The organism is Micromonospora sp. WMMC264, from assembly GCF_027497275.1.
Classification (GTDB): domain Bacteria; phylum Actinomycetota; class Actinomycetes; order Mycobacteriales; family Micromonosporaceae; genus Micromonospora; species Micromonospora chalcea.
The window spans coordinates 4,190,250-4,208,519 of sequence record NZ_CP114907.1 but is presented as its reverse complement, the minus strand read 5'-3'; the positions used below and the strand labels follow the sequence as shown (position 1 = coordinate 4,208,519).

Genomic DNA, 18,270 nt, shown 5'->3' with positions numbered 1-18,270 from the left:
CGGAAACCCGCGTCGTGCGACACTGAGCGTCATGCGGCACGTTGTCTCCTCGGTCACGCTCGCGCTCGGCCTGGTCGGCGCGGTCGTGGCGCCGGCCGGGCCGGCCCCGGCGGCTCCCGCCGCGGCCCCCGTGCTGGCCGCGGCTCCCAAGAAGAAGTGCACGGTCGAGGACAACCGCCTCCGCGAGCTGTCCGGCCTGATCGCCACCAGCAGCGGGTACGTCGTGATCAACGACGGCACCGACGACCCCAGCCGCAAGCGGGTCTTCTACCTGGACGCCAAGTGCAAGGTCGAGAAGGAGGTCCGGTACTCCGGTGACGGGCCCTTCGACACCGAGGACCTGGCGCTCAGCCCGGACCGCAAGACGCTCTGGATCGCCGACACCGGCGACAACGTGGAGAAGAAGACCCGCCGGGAGCGGGTCGCGGTCTGGACGATGCCGCTCAGCGGCGCGAAGCAGCCGGTGCTGCACCGGCTCAGCTACCCGGGCAAGGAACCGCACGACGCGGAGGCCCTGCTCGTCGGCGACGACAACATGCCGCTGGTGATCACCAAGGACCTGTCCGGCAAGTCGGAGATCTTCACCCCGACGGTGAAGCTGAAGACCGCCGGCGACCCCGAGCCGATCCCGATGAAGAAGGTCGGCGAGGTCACGCTGCCGAAGACCGACACCGAGAACAAGCTCGGGTCGCCCGGGCGAGCGCTGGTGACCGGCGCGGCCCGTTCACCCGACGGCAGCAAGGTCGTGCTGCGCACGTACGCCGACGCGTTCGAGTTCGACGTGTCCGGCGGCGACATCGTCAAGGCGCTGACCACAGGTAAGCCCCGGATCACCCCGCTGGCCGACCCGTTCGGCGAGGCGATCTCGTACACGCCCGACGGCAAGTTGTTCGTCACCGTCTCCGACGGCGGGACGCTGGACGACTCGGATCCGATCGACATTCTCAGCTACACGCCGTCCACCAGTGGCGCGGAGGCGCTCCCGAACGGCGGCAAGGCCGAGACGAAGGCGGCCGCCGAGAAGTCCTGGCTCGAAGGGCTCTCACTCGACGAGATCACGTACCTGATCGCGGCGGTCGGGGTGATCGGCGCGCTCCTGGTCGGCGCGGGCGTCTTCGGGATCCTGCGGTCGCGGCGCAAGCCCGCGCCGCGGGCCGAGGAGCCGGAGCGCAGCGGCGAGTTCCCGGTGAACGGCGGGTTCCCGTCGGCGGAACGGCCGGAGGCACCGCGCGGCGGGGTCTACGGCGGGGGCCAGGGCGGCGTCTACGGTGGCGCGGCGAACGGCGACCGTCCGCCCTCGGGCGGCGTCTACGGCGGTGGCCGGCCGGGTGGCGGCGTGTACGGCGGCGGCCCTCAGGAGGGCGGCCGTGGCCAGGGCGGTGGCCGTCCCCCGGGCGGCACCCGTCCGCAGGGTGGTGGGGTGTACGGCGGTGGCGCCCCGGCCGGCGGCGGAGGTCGCGGTGGCGGTGTCTACGGCGGTGGCCAGGGCGGCGGCGGCCAGGGCGGTTCAGGTCGTGGCGGTCAGGGTGGCGGCTACGGCGGCGGCCCGGGCGGGCCCGGTTACCGCGGGCAGCCCGGTGGCGGGCCGCGCGGAGGCGGCGGCCGGGCCGAGCCGCCGCGTCGCGGCCAGGACCCGCGTGGCGCGCGCCGCGACGACGGCTACGACGACCGGGGCCAGTACGGCCCGGTGTCCGGTGGTGGCCGGGAGTACCGGGGCGACCGCTACTGAGACGACATGGAAAAGGGGGTGACCGCGACGGTCACCCCCTTTTCGCGCTGCTGTGGGGTCAGATGCGGCGCAGCACCGCCACCACGCGACCCATGATGGTGGCGTCGTCGCCGGGGATCGGGTCGAAGGCCGGGTTCTGCGGCATCAGCCAGACGTGCCCGTCCCGCCGCCGGTAGGTCTTGACCGTCGCCTCGCCGTCGAGCATCGCGGCGACGATGTCGCCGACCTCGGCGTTGGGCTGCTGCCGGACGACCACCCAGTCGCCGTCGCAGATCGCCGCGTCGAGCATCGAGTCGCCCTTGACCTGGAGCATGAAGACCTCGCCCTCGCCGACCAGCTCGCGGGGGAGGGGGAAGATGTCCTCCACCGCCTGCTCGGCCAGGATCGGCCCACCGGCGGCGATGCGGCCCAGCATCGGCACGTACGCCGGGGTGGGGCGCTGCGCGCGGGCGGCCTCGTCGTCGGCCTCGCCCGGGGCCCGGACGTCGACGGCGCGTGGCCGGTTCGGGTCGCGGCGCAGGAAGCCCTTCTTCTCCAGCTCCTTGAGCTGGTAGGCGACGCTGGACGGGGAGACCAGGCCGACCGCCTCACCGATCTCGCGCACGCTCGGCGGGTAGCCGTGCCGCTCGACCCAGGTGCGGATGAACTCCAGGATCCGCCGCTGCCGGGCGGTCAGGTCGACGCTCGTCGGGTCGGGGAAGCTGCTCACCACCGGCGTGACCGGGCGTACCGCCGCCGGGGCGGTGCGGCTGCGGGCGGCGCGGGGGCGGCGGGTCGCCGGAGGACCCGCCCCGTCGTTCGGCTGCGGGTTCTTCTGCCGGCTGGCCCGGTCCTCGGTCACGTCCGTCCCTCCCTGGTCGGCGCTGGGGTGCCTCGTCGGCTCGTGGTGCGTGTGGTCTGACCGTATAGGTGAGATCGGTCATTTTCAAACATCTGTACGACCTGCTGTCGGCGTGTCGTGCCGAATTCCTGGATTTCCGAACTGTTGTTCTGATAGAAGAGTACGCCGCTCGTACAGATGTTCCATTGCGGCGGGCCGTGTCCAGCGCGGGAGGCCGTCCGTTGGGCTCCTCGGCGGGGTCGCGCCGACCGTGATTCTGATGACGCGCCGGACACGCCCGCCAACTTGACCTCGCTTGGGGTTCGGCATACGGTCGACCCCTAGATGTAGTAGTCACACGGGCGTAAGTCGCCCACAGGTTGGGTTCAACTACCGAACGCACTCCCGCACCGCGCATCCGGCGACGGTCATCGGACGATGACTCCGCCGTGCCGACGTGTGCCCGGGGGCCGGTAGGTGTGCCCGCGATCGACGGAGGAGGTCGGGCCCATGCGCTGTCCGTACTGCCGGCACGCCGACTCCCGGGTGGTCGACTCGCGGGAGGCCGACGACGGCCAGCTCATCCGGCGGCGGCGGTCCTGCCCGGAGTGCGGCAAACGGTTCACCACCGTCGAGGAGGCGGTGCTCGCGGTGGTCAAGCGCAGCGGGGTGACCGAGCCGTTCAGCCGTACGAAGATCATCGGCGGGGTGCGCAAGGCGTGCCAGGGGCGGCCGGTCGACGACGACTCGATCGCGCTGCTGGCACAGAAGGTCGAGGAGACCGTACGGGCCAAGGGGGCGGCCGAGATCCCCAGCCACGAGGTGGGCCTGGCCATCCTCGGCCCGTTGCGCGACCTCGACGAGGTGGCCTACATGCGGTTCGCCAGCGTCTACCGGTCCTTCGACTCGCTCGCCGACTTCGAGCGGGAGATCGAGACGCTGCGGGCCGCCGCGCGCGCCCGGGAGGGCGCCGGTGCCGGTGCGGCGGACGCCGCCGGCGCGATCAGCTGACATTTTCGGGTTTCTGACAGGTACACGAGGCGCGGTGGGTGACCGTGCCGACGAGGGGGGCGAGGGCGTGACGACCAGCAGGTCACGGAACAAGGCCGGGGCGGGGCTGAAGATCGAGCGCGTCTGGACGACCGAGGGGGTGCATCCCTACGACGAGGTCACCTGGGAGCGCCGCGACGTCGTCATGACGAACTGGCGGGACGGCTCGATCAACTTCGAGCAGCGCGGGGTGGAGTTCCCCGAGTCCTGGTCGGTGAACGCGGCGAACATCGTGACCACCAAGTACTTCCGGGGCGCGGTGGGGACCCCGGAGCGGGAGTGGTCGCTGCGGCAGCTGATCGACCGGGTGGTCGACACCTACCGCACCGCCGGTGAGGAGTACGGCTACTTCGCCACCCCGGCCGACGCCGAGGTGTTCGCGCACGAGCTGACCTGGATGCTGCTGCACCAGGTGTTCAGCTTCAACTCGCCGGTGTGGTTCAACGTCGGCACGCCGTCGCCGCAGCAGGTCAGCGCCTGCTTCATCCTGTCGGTCGACGACTCGATGGACTCCATCCTCGACTGGTACAAGGAGGAGGGGCGGATCTTCCAGGGCGGCTCGGGCGCCGGGGTGAACCTGTCCCGCATCCGTTCCTCGAAGGAACTGCTCTCCTCCGGCGGCACCGCCTCCGGCCCGGTCAGCTTCATGCGCGGCGCGGACGCCTCCGCCGGCACCATCAAGTCCGGCGGCGCCACCCGGCGCGCGGCCAAGATGGTCATCCTCGACGTCGACCACCCGGACATCGAGGAGTTCGTGGCGACCAAGGCGCGCGAGGAGGACAAGATCCGCGCGCTGCGCGACGCCGGGTTCGACATGGACCTGGGTGGCGCCGACATCGTCAGCGTGCAGTACCAGAACGCCAACAACTCGGTCCGCGTCTCCGACGAGTTCATGACCGCCGTGGAGAACGGTGGCGGCTTCGACCTGCGCGGCCGGCTCGACGGGCAGACCATCGAGACGATCGACGCGAAGAAGCTGTTCCGCACCATCTCCCAGGCCGCGTGGGAGTGCGCCGACCCGGGCCTGCAGTACGACGACACCATCAACGACTGGCACACCTGCCCGGAGACCGGGCGGATCACCGCGTCGAACCCGTGCTCGGAGTACCTGCACTTGGACAACTCCTCGTGCAACCTGGCCTCGCTGAACCTGATGAAGTTCCTGCGCGCCGACGGCGGCTTCGAGGTGGAGAAGTTCGTCAAGTCGGTCGAGTTCGTCATCACCGCGATGGACATCTCGATCTGCTTCGCCGACTTCCCGACCGAGAAGATCGGTGAGACCACCCGCGCCTACCGGCAGCTCGGCATCGGGTACGCCAACCTGGGCGCGCTGCTGATGGCCTCCGGCCTGCCGTACGACTCGGAGCAGGGCCGGGAGGTGTCCGCCGCGATCACCTCGCTGATGACCGGCACCGCCTACCGCCGGTCCGCCGAGCTGGCTGGCATCGTCGGCCCGTACGACGGCTACGCCCGCAACGCCGAGCCGCACAAGCGGGTCATGCGCAAGCACGCCGCCGCCAACGACGCGATCAAGCCGACCGGCACCGTGGGCACCGCCGTGCAGCGCGAGGCGACCAAGCAGTGGACGCTGGGCAACAAGCTCGGTGACAAGCACGGCTGGCGCAACTCGCAGGCCAGCGTGCTCGCCCCGACCGGCACCATCGGCCTGATGATGGACTGCGACACCACCGGCGTCGAGCCGGACCTGGCGTTGGTGAAGTTCAAGAAGCTGGTCGGTGGCGGCTCGATGCAGATCGTCAACCAGACCGTGCCGCGCGCCCTGCGCAGCCTCGGCTACCCCGAGGAGCAGGTCGAGGCGATCGTCGAGCACATCGCCGACCACGGCCACGTAGTGGACGCCCCGGGCCTCAAGCCGGAGCACTACCCGGTCTTCGACTGCGCCATGGGCGAGCGCTCGATCGCGCCGATGGGCCACGTGCGGATGATGGCGGCCGTCCAGCCGTTCATCTCCGGCGCCATCTCCAAGACGGTGAACATGCCGGAGCAGGCCACCGTCGAGGACGTCGAGAAGATCTACTTCGAGGGCTGGAAGCTCGGCCTCAAGGCGCTGGCGATCTACCGGGACAACTGCAAGGTCGGCCAGCCGCTGTCGGCGGCGAAGAAGAACAAGAGCACCGTCGAGACCCAGGCCCCGGCCGCCGAGCCGGAGAAGGTCGTGGAGAAGGTCGTCGAGTACCGCCCGGTGCGCAAGCGGCTGCCGAAGAAGCGCCCGTCGGAGACCATCTCCTTCTCGGTCGGCGGCGCGGAGGGCTACCTCACCGCCTCGTCGTACCCGGACGACGGTCTCGGCGAGGTCTTCCTCAAGATGTCGAAGCAGGGCTCGACCCTGGCCGGCGTGATGGACGCCTTCTCGGTGGCCATCTCCATCGGTCTCCAGTACGGCGTCCCGCTGGAGACGTACGTCAGCAAGTTCACCAACATGCGCTTCGAGCCGGCCGGCATGACCGACGACCCGGACGTGCGGATGGCCGCCTCGGTGATGGACTACATCTTCCGTCGCCTGGCGCTGGACTTCCTGCCGTACGACCGCCGCGCCGAGCTGGGCATCTTCACCGCCAAGGAGCGGGCCGCCCAGCTCGCGGCCGAGGCGGAGGCGGAGGCGAGCGGTGCGGACCTCACCGCGATGGCCGCCTCCGCCCCGGTCGAGGCGCCGGAGCCGAAGACCGGCCCGGTCGCGCAGCCGGCGCAGGAGATGGCCGACGTCGCCGCGGTCAAGCCCGCTCCGGTGGTGGGTTCCAGCACGGAGCTGCTGGAGGCCGTGATCGGCAAGGCCGCCGACGCGCCGCTCTGCTTCACCTGCGGCACGAAGATGCGGCCCGCCGGTAGCTGCTACGTCTGCGAGGGCTGCGGCTCCACCAGCGGCTGCAGCTGACGACCGACCGAAGACGCGAGCGCGGCAGGGACCTCCCTGCCGCGCTCGCGCGTGCTTTGGCGAGTCGGGCTCAGCGCAGGGTACGGAGGAACACCTGCCACGGCTGACGCCCAAAGCGCAGAACCGGGCCGGACGCATCCTTGCTGTCGCGGATCAGGATGCTCCCGTTGACTGCGGCAATCTCAACGCACGCTCCGCCGTTGTTGTCGCTGCGACTCGATTTGCGCCACTTGATGCCGATCCGGTCTGTCATGCCACCTCCATTTCCTGCCAGCGCCTGGCACGAGCACCGCCGAGGTGGGCGCTCAGCGCAGGGTGCGGAGGAACGCTTGCCACGGCTGACGCTTGAAGCGTAGAACCGCGCCGCCTGCATCCTTGCTGTCGCGGACTTCTACTGCCTGGTCGGCGTATCTCGCTTCGACGCAGGCTCCGTTGGTGCCGCTCCGGGTGCTCTTGCGCCACTGCGAGTCCACGTCCGCCTCCTACTCCACGGGCAGCGCGCCTCGGATTGCTTTGATCATTGCCGCCGAGTCGGTTGGCGACAGGGCCGCGGCGCGCAGGCTGTTGAACACCACCGTACAGCGGCGCACATCCTCGCCCTCCGCGTAGAGATCGCCCGTCAAACCCTCGATGTACACCACGCTGGGGCCGTCAGCGAAGTTGAGGATGTGGAAGCTCGACAGCATGGAAGCGTAGGCACCTTCCCGGAACGGGATCACCTGGACCGTGACGTTCCATCGGCTGCCGGCGTCGAGCAAGGCGGTGAGCTGGTCGGCCATGACGGCTGCACCACCGATCTGGCGGTGCAGGACTGCTTCGTCCAGTACAGCTACCAGGCGGAGCTTGCCCGACGAGATCAGCTCCTGGCGGTGCGTCCGGACGGCGACTCGCCTCTCGACCGCCTCGGGTGAAGGTTCGAAGGCATCCTCCGCCATCATCGCCCGCGAGTATGCCGGTGTCTGGAGCAGGCCCGGCACGACAAGCGTCTCGAAGGTCTGCACCTCCTCGGCTGCGGATTCCAATCCGATGTACTGCCGATACGACGAGGGCAGATCCCCGTACTTCGCCCACCAGCCGCGCTGCTTCCCGGTGCGCGCCATCGACAGCAGCGTGTCGCGCAGCTCGGCATCGGTGACGCCGTAGCGATCAAGCAGCGCGTTGAGCGCAGGGCCTTTGATACCGACCCGACCGGCCTCGATGCGGCGCAGGGTGCTCGCGGTCACCTCGATTGCCGCCGCTGCTTCCTCGGCGGTGACATCGGCCTGCTCTCGCGCTTTGCGTAACTGCGCCCCGAGCTGGAAGCGAACGAAGGTCGGACTTTCCATGCCGGTGATTGTGCCGCCGGCCGGCGTGCGGTGGACACGCGACACGCCCGCACGACATGCGCGCACATCGTTGACTGACTGAAAATGCGCGCGCAAAATTACCCGCGCATGAACAAAGTAGGAGGCGGCATGCGTGCTCGTGTGTCGTACGAGGAGTACGTGTTGGCGGTCGCGCTGACCCTCGCCCGGCGGCACCGTCCGGTGTGGTCCTGGCGACGCTGGCGGTGGATCTGCCGCTGCGGTGCGGAACTGCCGTGCCGCGCACGCCATCGCATCCCGATCCGTCGCGGCCACTGGCCGGGTGAGGAGCAGACGTGACGGAGCCGCAGGTCCGGCAGATCCTGTCGGTACACGTACCCGGCGTCGACGGCTTCTGCGCGGGGTGCCGGGCATGGTGGGCGCGTCTGTGCCCGTACCCCTGTCAGCAGGTCGAATGGGCGGCCCGCAGGCAGGCGTGGACCGCCACCCGGCGCTTCCTGGACGGCCTCCGGTGACCACCCACGGGCCGGTTCTTCCGGTGTGGAGCTGCGGTGGGTGTGGCGCTCCGTGGCCCTGCCCGACGCGGCGTCGCGAGCTGCGGGCCGAGTTCGCCGGAGCGCCGGTGTCGTTGAGCTTGTACATGGGGTCCTATCTGGTGTGGGCGGCGGAGGATCTGACCTGGGTACCGGCCGGGGTGTTGCATCAGCGCTTCCTCGGGTGGGTGCGATGAGTGTCATTCGGCCGGGCGACGAACGGTTCCACTACTGCGACGGCTCGCACCGGTGGGTGCCGCTCGATCCGGACTTTGACCAGGAGGTCTGGGAGGCCATGGTGCGCGAGCACCAACAGCGGCACCTGGAGGGGATCTCCCGAGGGCTTCGTCCCCGTCGGCCCAAACTTCCGTAGGTGCCCACTGTCACAGCCCATCGCGTACGCGAGCTGGAATGCTCGGGGGATGAGCACGACCGACATCTATCGGGTCTTCGCCGAGCGTGAGACGCGCGGCGTGTCCCCGGCGTACGAGCGGTTGTCGCGGGTGGTCGCCGGTGACCCGGAGTTGCTCGCCCTGCTCGACACGCTGCCGCCGGCCAAGCGTCAGCCGAACCTGCTGTTCGGGGTGGTGCGGCTGCGCGGCGGGCCGGTGGACGACCCGGCGGCGTTCCGCGCGTACGTGATGGGGCACTGGCCGGACGTGGCGGCGCAGATGCGGGTGCGGGCGACGCAGACGAACGAGGCGGGACGCTGCGCGGCTCTGCTGCCGGTGCTCGCCGCGTTGCCGCAGCCGCTGGCGTTGCTGGAGGTCGGCGCCTCCGCCGGGCTGTGCCTCTACCCGGACCGGTACGCCTACCGCTACGGCGATCGGCGGATCGGCGACGGCGAGCCGTTGCTCGACTGTGACCTGACCGGCGCCGAGCCGCCGGAGAGGCGTCCGGAGGTGGTGTGGCGGGCCGGGCTGGACCTGAACCCGCTCGACGTCACCGACCCGGCCGACGTGGCCTGGCTGGAGGCGCTGATTTGGCCGGAGCACCGGCACCGCCGGGACCGGCTGCGCGCCGCGGCGGCGGTCGCGGCGGCCGATCCGCCACTGCTGGTACGCGGGGACCTGGTCGACGACCTGCCCGCCCTGGCGGCGCAGGCCCCGCCCGGGGCGACGCTCGTGGTGTTCCACAGTTCGGTGCTCTACCAGGTGCCGCAGCCACGGCGGGACGCGTTCACCGCGCTGGTCCGGACCCTGCCCGGCCACTGGATAGCCAACGAGGACCCGTCGGTTCTGCCCCACGCCGACCTGCCGGAGCCGCCCACCGACGGATTCCACAACGTCCTGGCCCTCGACGGCCGTCCCGTGGCCTGGACGACAGGCCACGGCCAGTCCCTCACCTGGTTCCGCTGACCGCCCACCTCCCGCCCGGCCCGCCGTCCTCGTCGATCATGAAGTTGACGGCGCGACACGCCGATGCGGTGGCCGCTAACTTCATGGTCAACCAAGGCGGGCGGGCGGGGCGCGGGCGGGCGGGGCGCGGGCGGGCGTTGAACTAGGGTCGGCGGGCGTGACCGAACCTGCCTGGCTGGTCGAGACGCGTGCCGCCTACGACGCCGTCGCCGAGGACTACGCGCGGCTGCTGCCCGATGTGGTGGAGCCGCCGCTGGATCGGGCGCTGCTGGCCGCGTACGCCGAGACGGTCGGGCCGGGCCGGCCGGTGCTGGAAGTGGGCTGCGGCACCGGTCGCGTCACCGCCCACCTGCACCGGCTCGGCCTGGACATCGGCGGCGTCGACCTGTCGCCCGGCATGGTGGCGGTGGCCCGCCGCGCGTACCCGGAGCTGCGTTTCGAGGTGGGCTCGCTGACCGAGCTGACCGTGCCCGACGCCTCGCTGGCCGGGCTGGTCTCCTGGTACTCGATCATCCACATGCCACCGGAGCTGCTGCCCGGGGTGTTCGCCGGTTTCCACCGGGCGCTCGCCCCGGGCGGTCACCTGCTCCTCGCGGTCAAGGCCGGTGACCGGTGCGTACGGCTGGAGCGGGCGTACGGCCACGACGTCGCGTACGACGTGCACTGGCTGCCGCCGGAACGGCTGGCCGCGCAACTCGCGACGGCCGGGTTCACGGTCTCGGCGACGCTGGTCCGCGCGCCGGTCGCCACGGAGCGGCAGTCCCAGGCGTTCCTGCTGGCCGAGCGGACCATCCGTGGGGGATGTTAAAAGGGGGCCCCTCCTATGCAGAAAACGTTAAGCAGGGGCCCTTCCTTACACTTCAGCGGTGCGTGACGAGCTGGCGGACCGGCCGCTTACCGAACCGCACCCGTCGCGGCTGTCGCCGGATCATCCGGGGCGGGAACGCATCCTGGCCGCGCACGCGGCCGCCCTGGCCGCCGGGGAGGCCGGCTACCTGGACCCGGAGACCGGACTGTTCGTGCTCAGCGCGGGCTTCCTGGCCCGGCGAGGGACGTGCTGCGGGCGAGGATGTCGGCACTGTCCGTACGTAACCGATTAGGGGCTTCCGTCCCCGCGCGGGCACGCCGTACGGTGTCCGACGGAACTCCGGCGGGTCGGACCCGCCGCCGACCGCGGAGGTCTCCCGTGCGTGCCCGAATCTGGCTGGCCGTGCCGGCCGTCCTGCTCGCCGCCGGCTGCGCCGAGGAAGCCCCGACGGTCGACGTGCCGACGGAGCCGCGCCCACCGGTCGCGGTCGCGGCCGCCTCCTCGGGCGGCGCCTGCCGGCTGCTCGACTTCGCGGTGATCGCCGAGCACACCGGTGGCGAGTTCGACGTGGCCGCCGCCACCGAGCGGGGCGACACGCACACCTGCGTGGTGCGCGCGGCCGGGGCGGTGCTGCCGGAGCTGACGCTGTCGGTCACCGAGACGTCGATCGACGCGGCCACGTTCACCCTCGACGTGCAGCCCAGCGGCGCCACGAAGATCACCAAGCTGGGTAAGGCCGGCTACCGGCGCACGCTGCCCAAGACCGCGAAGGCGGGCCCGGTCGCCGAGGTCGGCTGGCTGGCCACCGAGGGCCGGCTCGCCACCCTGCGCTGGACCGCCCCCACCGGCACCGCCAAGGCGGAGGCGGACAAGACGGCCGGCAAGCTGGTCACGCTGGCCAAGGTGATCGACACCCGCCAGCTCTGACCCGGGTCAGCGGGCCGCGACGAACACCCGGGACGCCACCTCGCGGGGCAGGCGGACCCGGTCGCCGGAGCGGTCGATGGAGACGCCGTCGCGTTCCTGCGCCACGGTCACCGTCGCGCCCGGGTCGACACCGGCGGCGTGCAACTGCCGGAGCACGTCCGAGTCGGTCTGCACGCTCTCGCAGATGCGGCGCACCACGACCTGGCCGGACAGGCCCGGGAAGGCCAGGTTGCGCTCGCTCTCGCCGGCCTCGACCGTCGGCTGGCCCGGGTCGCCCAGCTCCTCCAGGCCCGGGATCGGGTTGCCGTACGGCGAGCGGGTGGGGCGGTTGAGCAGGTCGAAGACCCGCTTCTCCACCGCGTCGCTCATCACGTGCTCCCACCGGCAGGCCTCTTCGTGGGCCTCCTCGTAGGGCATCCCGATCACGTTCACCAGCAGCAGCTCGGCCAGCCGGTGCTTGCGCATCACCGACACGGCGGTGTTGCGACCCGCCGGGGTGAGGCTCAGGTGCCGGTCGCCCTCGACCGTGAGCAGGCCGTCCCGCTCCATCCGCGCGACGGTCTGGCTGACGGTCGGGCCGCTCTGCTTGAGCCGCTCGGCGATGCGGGCACGCAGCGGCGGCACACCCTCCTCCTCGAGTTCGAGGATGGTGCGCAGGTACATCTCGGTCGTGTCAACAAGGTCGTGCTTCACGTCAGCGGCCTCCCGGGCACCGATGGTACCCGTTACCACCGACCATCGACGGCAGGCGAAGCCGGAGGTGGCGGCCCGGATGGTGTTGACTGGACCGCATGTCCGCCACCGCAGACCTGCTGGTCGAGCCCGACCGGCTCGCCGCCGAACTCGATCATGCCGACCCGCCGACCCTGCTCGACGTCCGCTGGCGGCTCACCGGGCCGCCCGGCCGCGCGGACTACGCTGCCGGCCACCTGCCCGGCGCGGTCTTCGTCGACCTGGACACCGAGCTGTGCGGGCGGCCCGGCGCCGCCGGCCGGCACCCGCTGCCGGACCCGGCGGCGTTGCAGGCCGCGCTGCGGGCGGCGGGCGTCCGCGCCGGTCACCCCGTTGTCGTGTACGACGGCGGCGACGGGATGTCCGCCGCCCGGGCCTGGTGGACGCTGCGCTGGGCGGGCCACCGGCAGGTGCGCGTGCTGCACGGCGGCTACCCGGCCTGGACGGCAGCCGGCCTGCCGGTCGACACCGGCGTACCCGCCCCGGCGCCGGGCGACGTGACGGTGACGCCGGGCGCGCTGCCGGTACTGGACGCCGCGCGGGCCGCCCGGCTCGCCGCCGCCGAGCCCGGGGTGCTGCTCGACGTACGGGCCGCGCCGCGCTACCGGGGCGAACACGAGCCGGTCGACCCGGTCGCCGGGCACGTGCCGGGCGCGGTCAACCTGCCCGCCCCGGAGTACGTCACGCAGGGCCGGTTCCCCGGCGCGGACGCGCTGCGGGAGCGGTTCGCCGCCGCCGGGGTGGACGCGGACGCGCCGGTCGGAGCGTACTGCGGCTCCGGGGTGACCGCCGCGCAGGCCGTGCTCGCGTTGCACCTGGCCGGCCGCCCGGACGCCGCGCTGTACGTCGGCTCGTGGAGCGAGTGGGTGGCCGACCCGGACCGTCCGGTCGCCACCGGTGGCACGTCCGGCCGGTGAGCGTACGTCAGGTGGGCGCACCCGGGCCCACGTGCGACGATGGCCGCATGGCCGACGACACGGTGGTGGTGTGGGACGAGGCTCTCCTCACCTACGACATGGGCGACCATCCGCTGGACCCGGTCCGGGTCGAGCTGACCATGGCGCTCGCCCGCGAGCTGGGCGTGCTGGACCGGCCCGGCGTGCGGCTGGTCAAGCCCGAGCCGGCCGACGACGCGCTGCTCACCCGCGTCCACGATCCGGCCTATCTGGACGCGGTCCGGGCCGCGCCGCGCGACCCGCTGTTCGCCGGGTTCGGCCTGGGCACCTCGGACAATCCGGTCTTCGACGGCATGCACGAGGCGAGCGCGCTGATCGCCGGCGCCACAGTGGCCGCCGCCGAGGCGGTCTGGCGCGGCGACGCCCGCCGCGCCGTGAACGTGGCCGGCGGGCTGCACCACGCCATGCCCGCCCGCGCCGCCGGCTTCTGTGTCTACAACGACCCGGCCGTGGCCATCGCCCGGCTGCTCGACCTCGGCGCGCAGCGGATCGCGTACGTGGACGTGGACGTGCACCACGGCGACGGCGTGCAGGAGATCTTCTACCGCGACCCGCGGGTGCTCACCATCAGCCTGCACGAGACGCCGCTCGCGCTGTTCCCCGGCACCGGGTTCCCGGACGAGACCGGCGGGCCGGGCGCGGAGGGCACCGCCGTCAACGTGCCGCTGCCGCCCGGGGTCGGCGACGCCGGTTGGCAGCGCGCGTTCCACGCGGTCGTGCCGTCGGTGCTGCGCGCGTACCGGCCGCAGGTGCTTGTCACCCAGTGCGGCGCCGACGGGCACCGCAAGGATCCGCTGGCCGACCTGCACCTGTCGGTGGACGGGCAGCGGGCCACCTACCGCTCGCTGCGCGCGCTCGCCGACGAGCTGTGCGACGGCCGCTGGATCGCCACCGGCGGCGGCGGGTACGCGCTGGTCGAGGTGGTGCCGAGGGCCTGGACGCACCTGCTCGCGATCGCCACCGGCGAGCCGGTCGACCCGGCCACGCTGACCCCGCCGGGCTGGCGGGACCTGGCCGCGCGGCGGCGACCCGGGCACGAGGTGCCGCTGCGGATGACCGACGACGTCGACCCGTCGTACCAGCCGTGGCAGCCCAGCGGCGAGCCGAACGCGGTGGACCGGGCCGTCGCGGCCACCCGCAAGGCGGTCTTCCCGCTGCTCGGGCTCGACCCGCACGACCCGCGCGACTGAGCCGGCGGCAGGGAGGACCGACCGGTGACCACCGTCGAACAACCGGTGGACGTGCTGCTCAGCGACGGTACGACCGTCCAGCTGCGACAGATCCGTCCCGAGGACGCGCCCGAGATCGTGGCGATGCACGGCCGCTTCTCCGAGCGCACCCGCTACCTGCGCTACTTCTCGCCGTACCCGCGTATCCCGGAACGCGACCTGAAGCGCTTCGTCAACGTCGACCACCGCGACCGGGAGGCGTTCGTGGTGCTGGCCGGCGAGCGGATCGTCGCCGTCGGCCGGTACGAGCGCCTCGGCCCCGCCTCGCCGGAGGCCGAGGTGGCGTTCGTGGTCGAGGACGCCTACCAGGGCCGGGGCATCGGCTCGGTGCTGCTGGAGCACCTGGCCGACGCGGCCGGACGCAACGGCATCGTGCACTTCGTCGCCGAGGTGCTCCCGGCCAACGGGGCGATGTTGCGGGTCTTCGCCGACTTCGGCTACCAGGTCCAGCGCCAGTACGCCGACGGCGTGGTGCACCTGACCTTCCCGATCGCGCCGACCGAGGCGACGCTCGAGGTGCAGCGCGGCCGGGAGCACCGTACCGAGGCCCGCTCGATCGCCCGGCTGCTCGCGCCACGCGGCATCGCCGTCTACGGCGCCAGCACCACCGGCCAGGGCGTCGGCGCGGCGCTGCTCGGGCACCTGCGCGACGGCGGGTTCACCGGCGCGATCGTGCCGGTGCACCCGAGCGCGGCGACGGTGGCGGGGCTGCCCGCGTACCCGTCGGCGGCCGACGCCGGCCAGGACATCGACCTCGCCGTGGTGGCGGTGCCGCCGGACGCGGTGACCGACGTGGTGCACGACGCCGCACGCGCCGGTGCGCACGGCCTGGTGGTGATCTCGGCCGGGTTCGCCGAGTCCGGCCCGGCCGGTGCGGCGGCGCAGCGCGCGCTGGTCCGCGCCGCGCACCTGGCCGGCATGCGGGTGGTCGGCCCGAACTGCCTCGGCGTCGCCAACACCGACCCGGCGGTACGCCTCAACGCCACGCTCGCCCCGGTGCTGCCCGCGGCGGGCCGGGTCGGCGTGTTCAGCCAGTCCGGCGCGTTCGGGGTGGCGCTGCTGGCCGAGGCGTCCCGGCGCGGGCTCGGCCTCTCCAGCTTCGTCTCGGCCGGCAACCGGGCCGACGTGTCCGGCAACGACCTGCTCCAGTACTGGCAGGACGACCCGGCCACCGACGTCATCACGCTCTACCTGGAGACGTTCGGCAACCCGCGCAAGTTCGCCCGGCTGGCCCGGCGCATCGGCCGCAGCAAGCCGGTGGTGGCGCTCGCCTCGCTGGCCCGGCCGCCGGGCGTGGGGGAGGCGCCCGCGCTGGACGCGGCGGCGGTGAGCGCGCTGTTCGCCCAGTCCGGGGTGATCCGGGTGGACACCGTGTCCGAACTGCTCGACGTGGGTGTGCTGCTGGCCCACCAGCCGCTGCCGGCCGGGCGGCGCGTCGCCGTGGTGGGCAACTCGTCGGCGCTGACCGGGCTGGCCGCCACCGCCTGCGCCGCTCAGGGACTGACGGTCGCCGACGGGTACCCGCGGGACGTCGGGCCGAGCGCCGGGGCCGCCGCGTACGCCGCCGCGCTCGGTGACGCGGTCGCCGACGAGCGGGTCGACGCCGTGGTGGCGGTGTTCGCGCCGCCGCTGCCGGGCCAGCTCGCCGACCCGGTGGCCGACTTCGCCTCGGCGCTGCCCGACGCGCGGGTCACCGGCAAGCCGGTGGTGGCGACGTTCCTCGCCGGGCTCGTGCCGGCCGGGGTGCCGGCGTACCCGAGCGTGGAGGAGGCGGTACGCGCGCTGGGCCGGGTCACCGCGTACGCGGACTGGCTCCGGCGGCCCGCCGGCGTGCTGCCGGAACTGGCCGACGTGGACCGCACGGCGGGGCACGCCGCGCTGCGGCCCGACGGGGCCGACGCGGCGGCGTTGCTGCGCGCGTACGGCATCGACGTGGTGGAGTCGGTCCCGGCGACCACGACGGAGGAGGCGCTGGCCGCCGCCGAGCGGCTCGGCTGGCCGGTGGCGCTCAAGGCCGCCGCCCCCGGGCTGCGGCACCGCCTCGACCTCGGCGCGGTACGCCTCGACCTGGCCGACGCCGCCGCGCTGCGCCGCGCGTACGCCGAGATGGCACCGGCGTTCGGCGCGGAGGTCCTGGTCCAGCCGATGGTCGCGCCCGGCGTGGCGTGCGTGGTGGAGCTGGTGGAGGATCCGGCGTTCGGGCCGGTGGTCGGGTTCGGGCTCGGTGGCGTGGCGACCGAACTGCTCGGCGACCGGGCCTGGCGGGCGGTGCCGCTGACCGACCGGGACGCCGCCGAACTGGTCGACGAGCCCCGGGCCGCGCCGCTGCTGCACGGGCACCGGGGCGCCGCGCCGGTGGACCGGGCGGCGCTGGTCGACCTGCTGGTGCGGGTCGGGCGGCTCGCCGACGAGCAGCCCCGGGTGCGGTCGCTCACGCTGAATCCGGTGCTGGCCCGGCCGGACGGCATCTCGGTGCTGCACGCCACCGTGCGCACCGGCGCGGAGGTGGCGCGCCCCGACACCGGCCCCCGCCGCTTGTAAGGAAGGGCCCTTTATTAACGCCTCCGGTAGAGGAAGGGCCCCTTCTTAACAGCGCCCGCCCGCGCGACCCGCAGCGCCCGCCCGCGCGACGGCCGCGCGCCGCAGCGCCCGCCCGCGGGCGCCGCAGCGCTCAGCCGCGGGCGGAGATCTGCTGCACCGACCACCCGTTGCCGTCGGGGTCACGGAAGAAGACGAAGCCGACGTTGTCCAGCGGGTGCGGCACCGGGTGCGGGTTCTGGCCCATCACCTGGATCTCGCTCACCTCGACGCCCCGCTCGACCAGTTCGGCGCGCGCCCGTTCCAGGTCGGCCACGACGAGTTGCAGGCCCTTGAGTGAGCCCGGCGGCATCTCCGGTACGACGCCCCGGCCGAGGACGATCGAGCAGCCGGAGCCCGGGGGAGTGAGTTGCACGATCCGCCCCATCCCGCCGAGATCGGTGTCGTGGTCGACGGCGAAGCCGAGCCGTTGCGCGTAGAACTCCTTGGCCCGGTCCAGGTCGGAGACCGGTACGACCACCACTTCCAGCGTCCAGTTCATGTTGTCGCTCCTGTTGTCGAGTCGGTGTGCAGCACGGCGGTGAGCCGGTCGAACGCCTCGCTCAGGCCGCGGATCATCGGATAGCGCAGGACGGTGTCGCGGCCCTGCGGGGTGGCGTAGCGCAGGTGGGTGACGACTGTCGTCCGGTCCGCCGAGCCGGTGAAGTCGTGCCGCACCAGCGTCTCGCCCGGGTAGGACTGGTCGTCGAAGAGTTCGGTGCAGACCAGCCGCGCCGGCGGGTCGATCTCCCGGTACGTGCCGCCCTGGGCCATCAGGTCGCCGTCCGGCCCGCGGGAGACGAACCGCCAGCGTCCGCCCACCCGCAGGTCCACCTCGCATTCGACGAGATGCCAGCCGCGTGCGCCCCACCAGCGCATCAGCAGTTCGGGGCGGGTGAAGGCGGCGAACACCAGATGCCGGGGAGCGGCGAAGTCGCGGCTGAGCCGGATCTCCCGGTCGCCGTGCAGGGTCACGGTCAGGTCGGTCACCGCTGCTCCTCGGCGGTCAGTTCGGCGAGCACCTCGTCCAGGCGCGCGTAGCTCTCTTCCCAGTAGTCCCGGTAGTTCGCCAGCCACGCCACGGCCTCCCGCAGCGGCCGGGCGTCGAGCCGGCAGGGGCGGCGCTGCGCGTCCCGGCCGCGGGTGACCAGGCCGGCGCGTTCGAGCACCTTGAGGTGCTTGGAGACGGCCGGCTGGCTCATCGCGAACGGCTCGGCCAGCTCGGTGACTGTGGCCTCCCCGGCGGCCAGCCGGGCGAGGATGGCCCGCCGGGTGGGGTCGGCGAGCGCGGCGAAGGTGGCGTCGAGCACATCCGGGGGCACTTTCATAACCTCCTGGCTGTTTAACCATTCGG

General features: G+C 72.7%; 21 protein-coding genes. 13 read left to right on the top strand and 8 right to left on the bottom strand.

Annotated elements, in window-relative coordinates:
• The first annotated feature begins 31 nt into the window (after nt 1-31).
• On the top strand, nt 32-1,729 hold the full coding sequence (locus O7542_RS18180) for a hypothetical protein (RefSeq protein WP_281604938.1): 1,698 nt from the start codon (nt 32-34) through the stop codon (nt 1,727-1,729).
• A gap of 58 nt (nt 1,730-1,787) precedes the next feature.
• Here the strand turns inward: O7542_RS18180 and lexA are convergent, their stop codons facing one another.
• Nucleotides 1,788-2,570 carry a transcriptional repressor LexA gene (gene lexA / locus O7542_RS18175; RefSeq protein WP_043325711.1) on the bottom strand — a complete coding sequence of 261 codons (783 nt, stop codon included), beginning with the start codon at nt 2,568-2,570 and terminating at the stop codon, nt 1,788-1,790.
• A gap of 489 nt (nt 2,571-3,059) precedes the next feature.
• Here lexA and nrdR point away from each other — a divergent pair, with 489 nt between their 5' ends.
• Together nrdR and O7542_RS18165 are read left to right on the top strand one after the other, a co-directional pair.
• On the top strand, nt 3,060-3,560 hold the full coding sequence (gene nrdR / locus O7542_RS18170) for a transcriptional regulator NrdR (RefSeq protein WP_013284751.1): 501 nt from the start codon (nt 3,060-3,062) through the stop codon (nt 3,558-3,560).
• A 34-nt stretch (nt 3,561-3,594) separates the two neighbouring features.
• On the top strand, nt 3,595-6,492 hold the full coding sequence (locus O7542_RS18165) for a vitamin B12-dependent ribonucleotide reductase (RefSeq protein ID WP_043325710.1): 2,898 nt from the start codon (nt 3,595-3,597) through the stop codon (nt 6,490-6,492).
• Nucleotides 6,493-6,562: 70 nt separating this feature from the next.
• Here O7542_RS18165 and O7542_RS18160 read toward each other — a convergent pair whose 3' ends face one another.
• Genes O7542_RS18160 through O7542_RS18150 form a run of 3 tightly spaced genes read right to left on the bottom strand, consistent with a single transcriptional unit; the run spans nt 6,563 to nt 7,817 of the window.
• A complete protein-coding gene (locus O7542_RS18160) occupies nt 6,563-6,745 on the bottom strand; it encodes a DUF397 domain-containing protein (protein ID WP_082931023.1) in 183 nt (60 codons plus the stop codon).
• Between the two features lie 52 nt (nt 6,746-6,797).
• Nucleotides 6,798-6,965: a DUF397 domain-containing protein gene (locus tag O7542_RS18155; protein WP_082931024.1), complete on the bottom strand. Its 168-nt coding sequence runs from the start codon at nt 6,963-6,965 to the stop codon at nt 6,798-6,800.
• Between the two features lie 9 nt (nt 6,966-6,974).
• Nucleotides 6,975-7,817, bottom strand: a complete 843-nt coding sequence (locus O7542_RS18150) for a helix-turn-helix transcriptional regulator (RefSeq protein WP_047891729.1) — start codon at nt 7,815-7,817, stop codon at nt 6,975-6,977.
• A gap of 129 nt (nt 7,818-7,946) precedes the next feature.
• Between O7542_RS18150 and O7542_RS18145 the strand changes: the two genes are divergently transcribed.
• The 7 genes from O7542_RS18145 (at nt 7,947) to O7542_RS18115 (ending at nt 11,422) form a co-directional block, all read left to right on the top strand.
• On the top strand, nt 7,947-8,135 hold the full coding sequence (locus O7542_RS18145) for a hypothetical protein (RefSeq protein WP_064447123.1): 189 nt from the start codon (nt 7,947-7,949) through the stop codon (nt 8,133-8,135).
• Nucleotides 8,132-8,311 carry a hypothetical protein gene (locus tag O7542_RS18140; protein WP_281604937.1) on the top strand — a complete coding sequence of 60 codons (180 nt, stop codon included), beginning with the start codon at nt 8,132-8,134 and terminating at the stop codon, nt 8,309-8,311. The genes O7542_RS18145 and O7542_RS18140 overlap by 4 nt, the downstream gene beginning before the upstream one ends.
• Nucleotides 8,312-8,522: 211 nt before the next feature.
• Nucleotides 8,523-8,702: a hypothetical protein gene (locus O7542_RS18135; protein ID WP_281604936.1), complete on the top strand. Its 180-nt coding sequence runs from the start codon at nt 8,523-8,525 to the stop codon at nt 8,700-8,702.
• Nucleotides 8,703-8,751: 49 nt separating this feature from the next.
• On the top strand, nt 8,752-9,687 hold the full coding sequence (locus O7542_RS18130; protein WP_281604935.1) for a DUF2332 domain-containing protein: 936 nt from the start codon (nt 8,752-8,754) through the stop codon (nt 9,685-9,687).
• 157 nt (nt 9,688-9,844) lie between these two features.
• A complete protein-coding gene (locus tag O7542_RS18125) occupies nt 9,845-10,495 on the top strand; it encodes a class I SAM-dependent methyltransferase (RefSeq protein ID WP_281604934.1) in 651 nt (216 codons plus the stop codon).
• 58 nt (nt 10,496-10,553) lie between these two features.
• The gene (locus tag O7542_RS18120) at nt 10,554-10,787 is read left to right on the top strand and encodes a DUF5522 domain-containing protein (protein WP_281604933.1); all 234 of its coding nucleotides are present in this window, start codon (nt 10,554-10,556) and stop codon (nt 10,785-10,787) included.
• 86 nt (nt 10,788-10,873) lie between these two features.
• The gene (locus O7542_RS18115) at nt 10,874-11,422 is read left to right on the top strand and encodes a hypothetical protein (RefSeq protein WP_064447128.1); all 549 of its coding nucleotides are present in this window, start codon (nt 10,874-10,876) and stop codon (nt 11,420-11,422) included.
• A gap of 6 nt (nt 11,423-11,428) precedes the next feature.
• Here O7542_RS18115 and O7542_RS18110 read toward each other — a convergent pair whose 3' ends face one another.
• Entirely contained in the window at nt 11,429-12,115 is a 687-nt protein-coding gene (locus O7542_RS18110) for a metal-dependent transcriptional regulator (RefSeq protein WP_030502956.1), read from the bottom strand.
• A 98-nt stretch (nt 12,116-12,213) separates the two neighbouring features.
• Here O7542_RS18110 and O7542_RS18105 point away from each other — a divergent pair, with 98 nt between their 5' ends.
• From O7542_RS18105 to O7542_RS18095, 3 genes are read left to right on the top strand one after another with little or no spacing between them, the layout of a single operon-like run.
• Nucleotides 12,214-13,071, top strand: a complete 858-nt coding sequence (locus tag O7542_RS18105; RefSeq protein WP_281604932.1) for a sulfurtransferase — start codon at nt 12,214-12,216, stop codon at nt 13,069-13,071.
• A 47-nt stretch (nt 13,072-13,118) separates the two neighbouring features.
• Nucleotides 13,119-14,300, top strand: coding sequence for an acetoin utilization protein AcuC (locus tag O7542_RS18100; protein WP_064447130.1), 1,182 nt, complete (start codon nt 13,119-13,121; stop codon nt 14,298-14,300).
• 24 nt (nt 14,301-14,324) lie between these two features.
• On the top strand, nt 14,325-16,880 hold the full coding sequence (locus O7542_RS18095) for a bifunctional GNAT family N-acetyltransferase/acetate--CoA ligase family protein (protein ID WP_281604931.1): 2,556 nt from the start codon (nt 14,325-14,327) through the stop codon (nt 16,878-16,880).
• Between the two features lie 130 nt (nt 16,881-17,010).
• Here the strand turns inward: O7542_RS18095 and O7542_RS18090 are convergent, their stop codons facing one another.
• From O7542_RS18090 to O7542_RS18080, 3 genes are read right to left on the bottom strand one after another with little or no spacing between them, the layout of a single operon-like run.
• The gene (locus O7542_RS18090; RefSeq protein WP_043325703.1) at nt 17,011-17,418 is read right to left on the bottom strand and encodes a VOC family protein; all 408 of its coding nucleotides are present in this window, start codon (nt 17,416-17,418) and stop codon (nt 17,011-17,013) included.
• Nucleotides 17,415-17,906, bottom strand: coding sequence for an SRPBCC family protein (locus O7542_RS18085; protein ID WP_051611190.1), 492 nt, complete (start codon nt 17,904-17,906; stop codon nt 17,415-17,417). The genes O7542_RS18090 and O7542_RS18085 overlap by 4 nt, the downstream gene beginning before the upstream one ends.
• Nucleotides 17,903-18,244: a metalloregulator ArsR/SmtB family transcription factor gene (locus O7542_RS18080; protein ID WP_281604930.1), complete on the bottom strand. Its 342-nt coding sequence runs from the start codon at nt 18,242-18,244 to the stop codon at nt 17,903-17,905. Before O7542_RS18080 ends, O7542_RS18085 begins: the two co-directional genes overlap by 4 nt.
• Nucleotides 18,245-18,270 lie beyond the last annotated feature (26 nt).

Coding starts and splice junctions, on each gene's coding strand:
- O7542_RS18145 (WP_064447123.1), top strand. CDS start 7,947: ATGCGTGCTCGTGTGTCGTACGAGGAGTACGTGTTGGCGGTCGCGCTG.
- O7542_RS18180 (WP_281604938.1), top strand. CDS start 32: ATGCGGCACGTTGTCTCCTCGGTCACGCTCGCGCTCGGCCTGGTCGGC.
- O7542_RS18080 (WP_281604930.1), bottom strand. CDS start 18,244: ATGAAAGTGCCCCCGGATGTGCTCGACGCCACCTTCGCCGCGCTCGCC.
- O7542_RS18150 (WP_047891729.1), bottom strand. CDS start 7,817: ATGGAAAGTCCGACCTTCGTTCGCTTCCAGCTCGGGGCGCAGTTACGC.
- O7542_RS18130 (WP_281604935.1), top strand. CDS start 8,752: ATGAGCACGACCGACATCTATCGGGTCTTCGCCGAGCGTGAGACGCGC.
- O7542_RS18160 (WP_082931023.1), bottom strand. CDS start 6,745: ATGACAGACCGGATCGGCATCAAGTGGCGCAAATCGAGTCGCAGCGAC.
- nrdR (WP_013284751.1), top strand. CDS start 3,060: ATGCGCTGTCCGTACTGCCGGCACGCCGACTCCCGGGTGGTCGACTCG.
- O7542_RS18135 (WP_281604936.1), top strand. CDS start 8,523: ATGAGTGTCATTCGGCCGGGCGACGAACGGTTCCACTACTGCGACGGC.
- O7542_RS18100 (WP_064447130.1), top strand. CDS start 13,119: ATGGCCGACGACACGGTGGTGGTGTGGGACGAGGCTCTCCTCACCTAC.
- O7542_RS18090 (WP_043325703.1), bottom strand. CDS start 17,418: ATGAACTGGACGCTGGAAGTGGTGGTCGTACCGGTCTCCGACCTGGAC.
- O7542_RS18105 (WP_281604932.1), top strand. CDS start 12,214: ATGTCCGCCACCGCAGACCTGCTGGTCGAGCCCGACCGGCTCGCCGCC.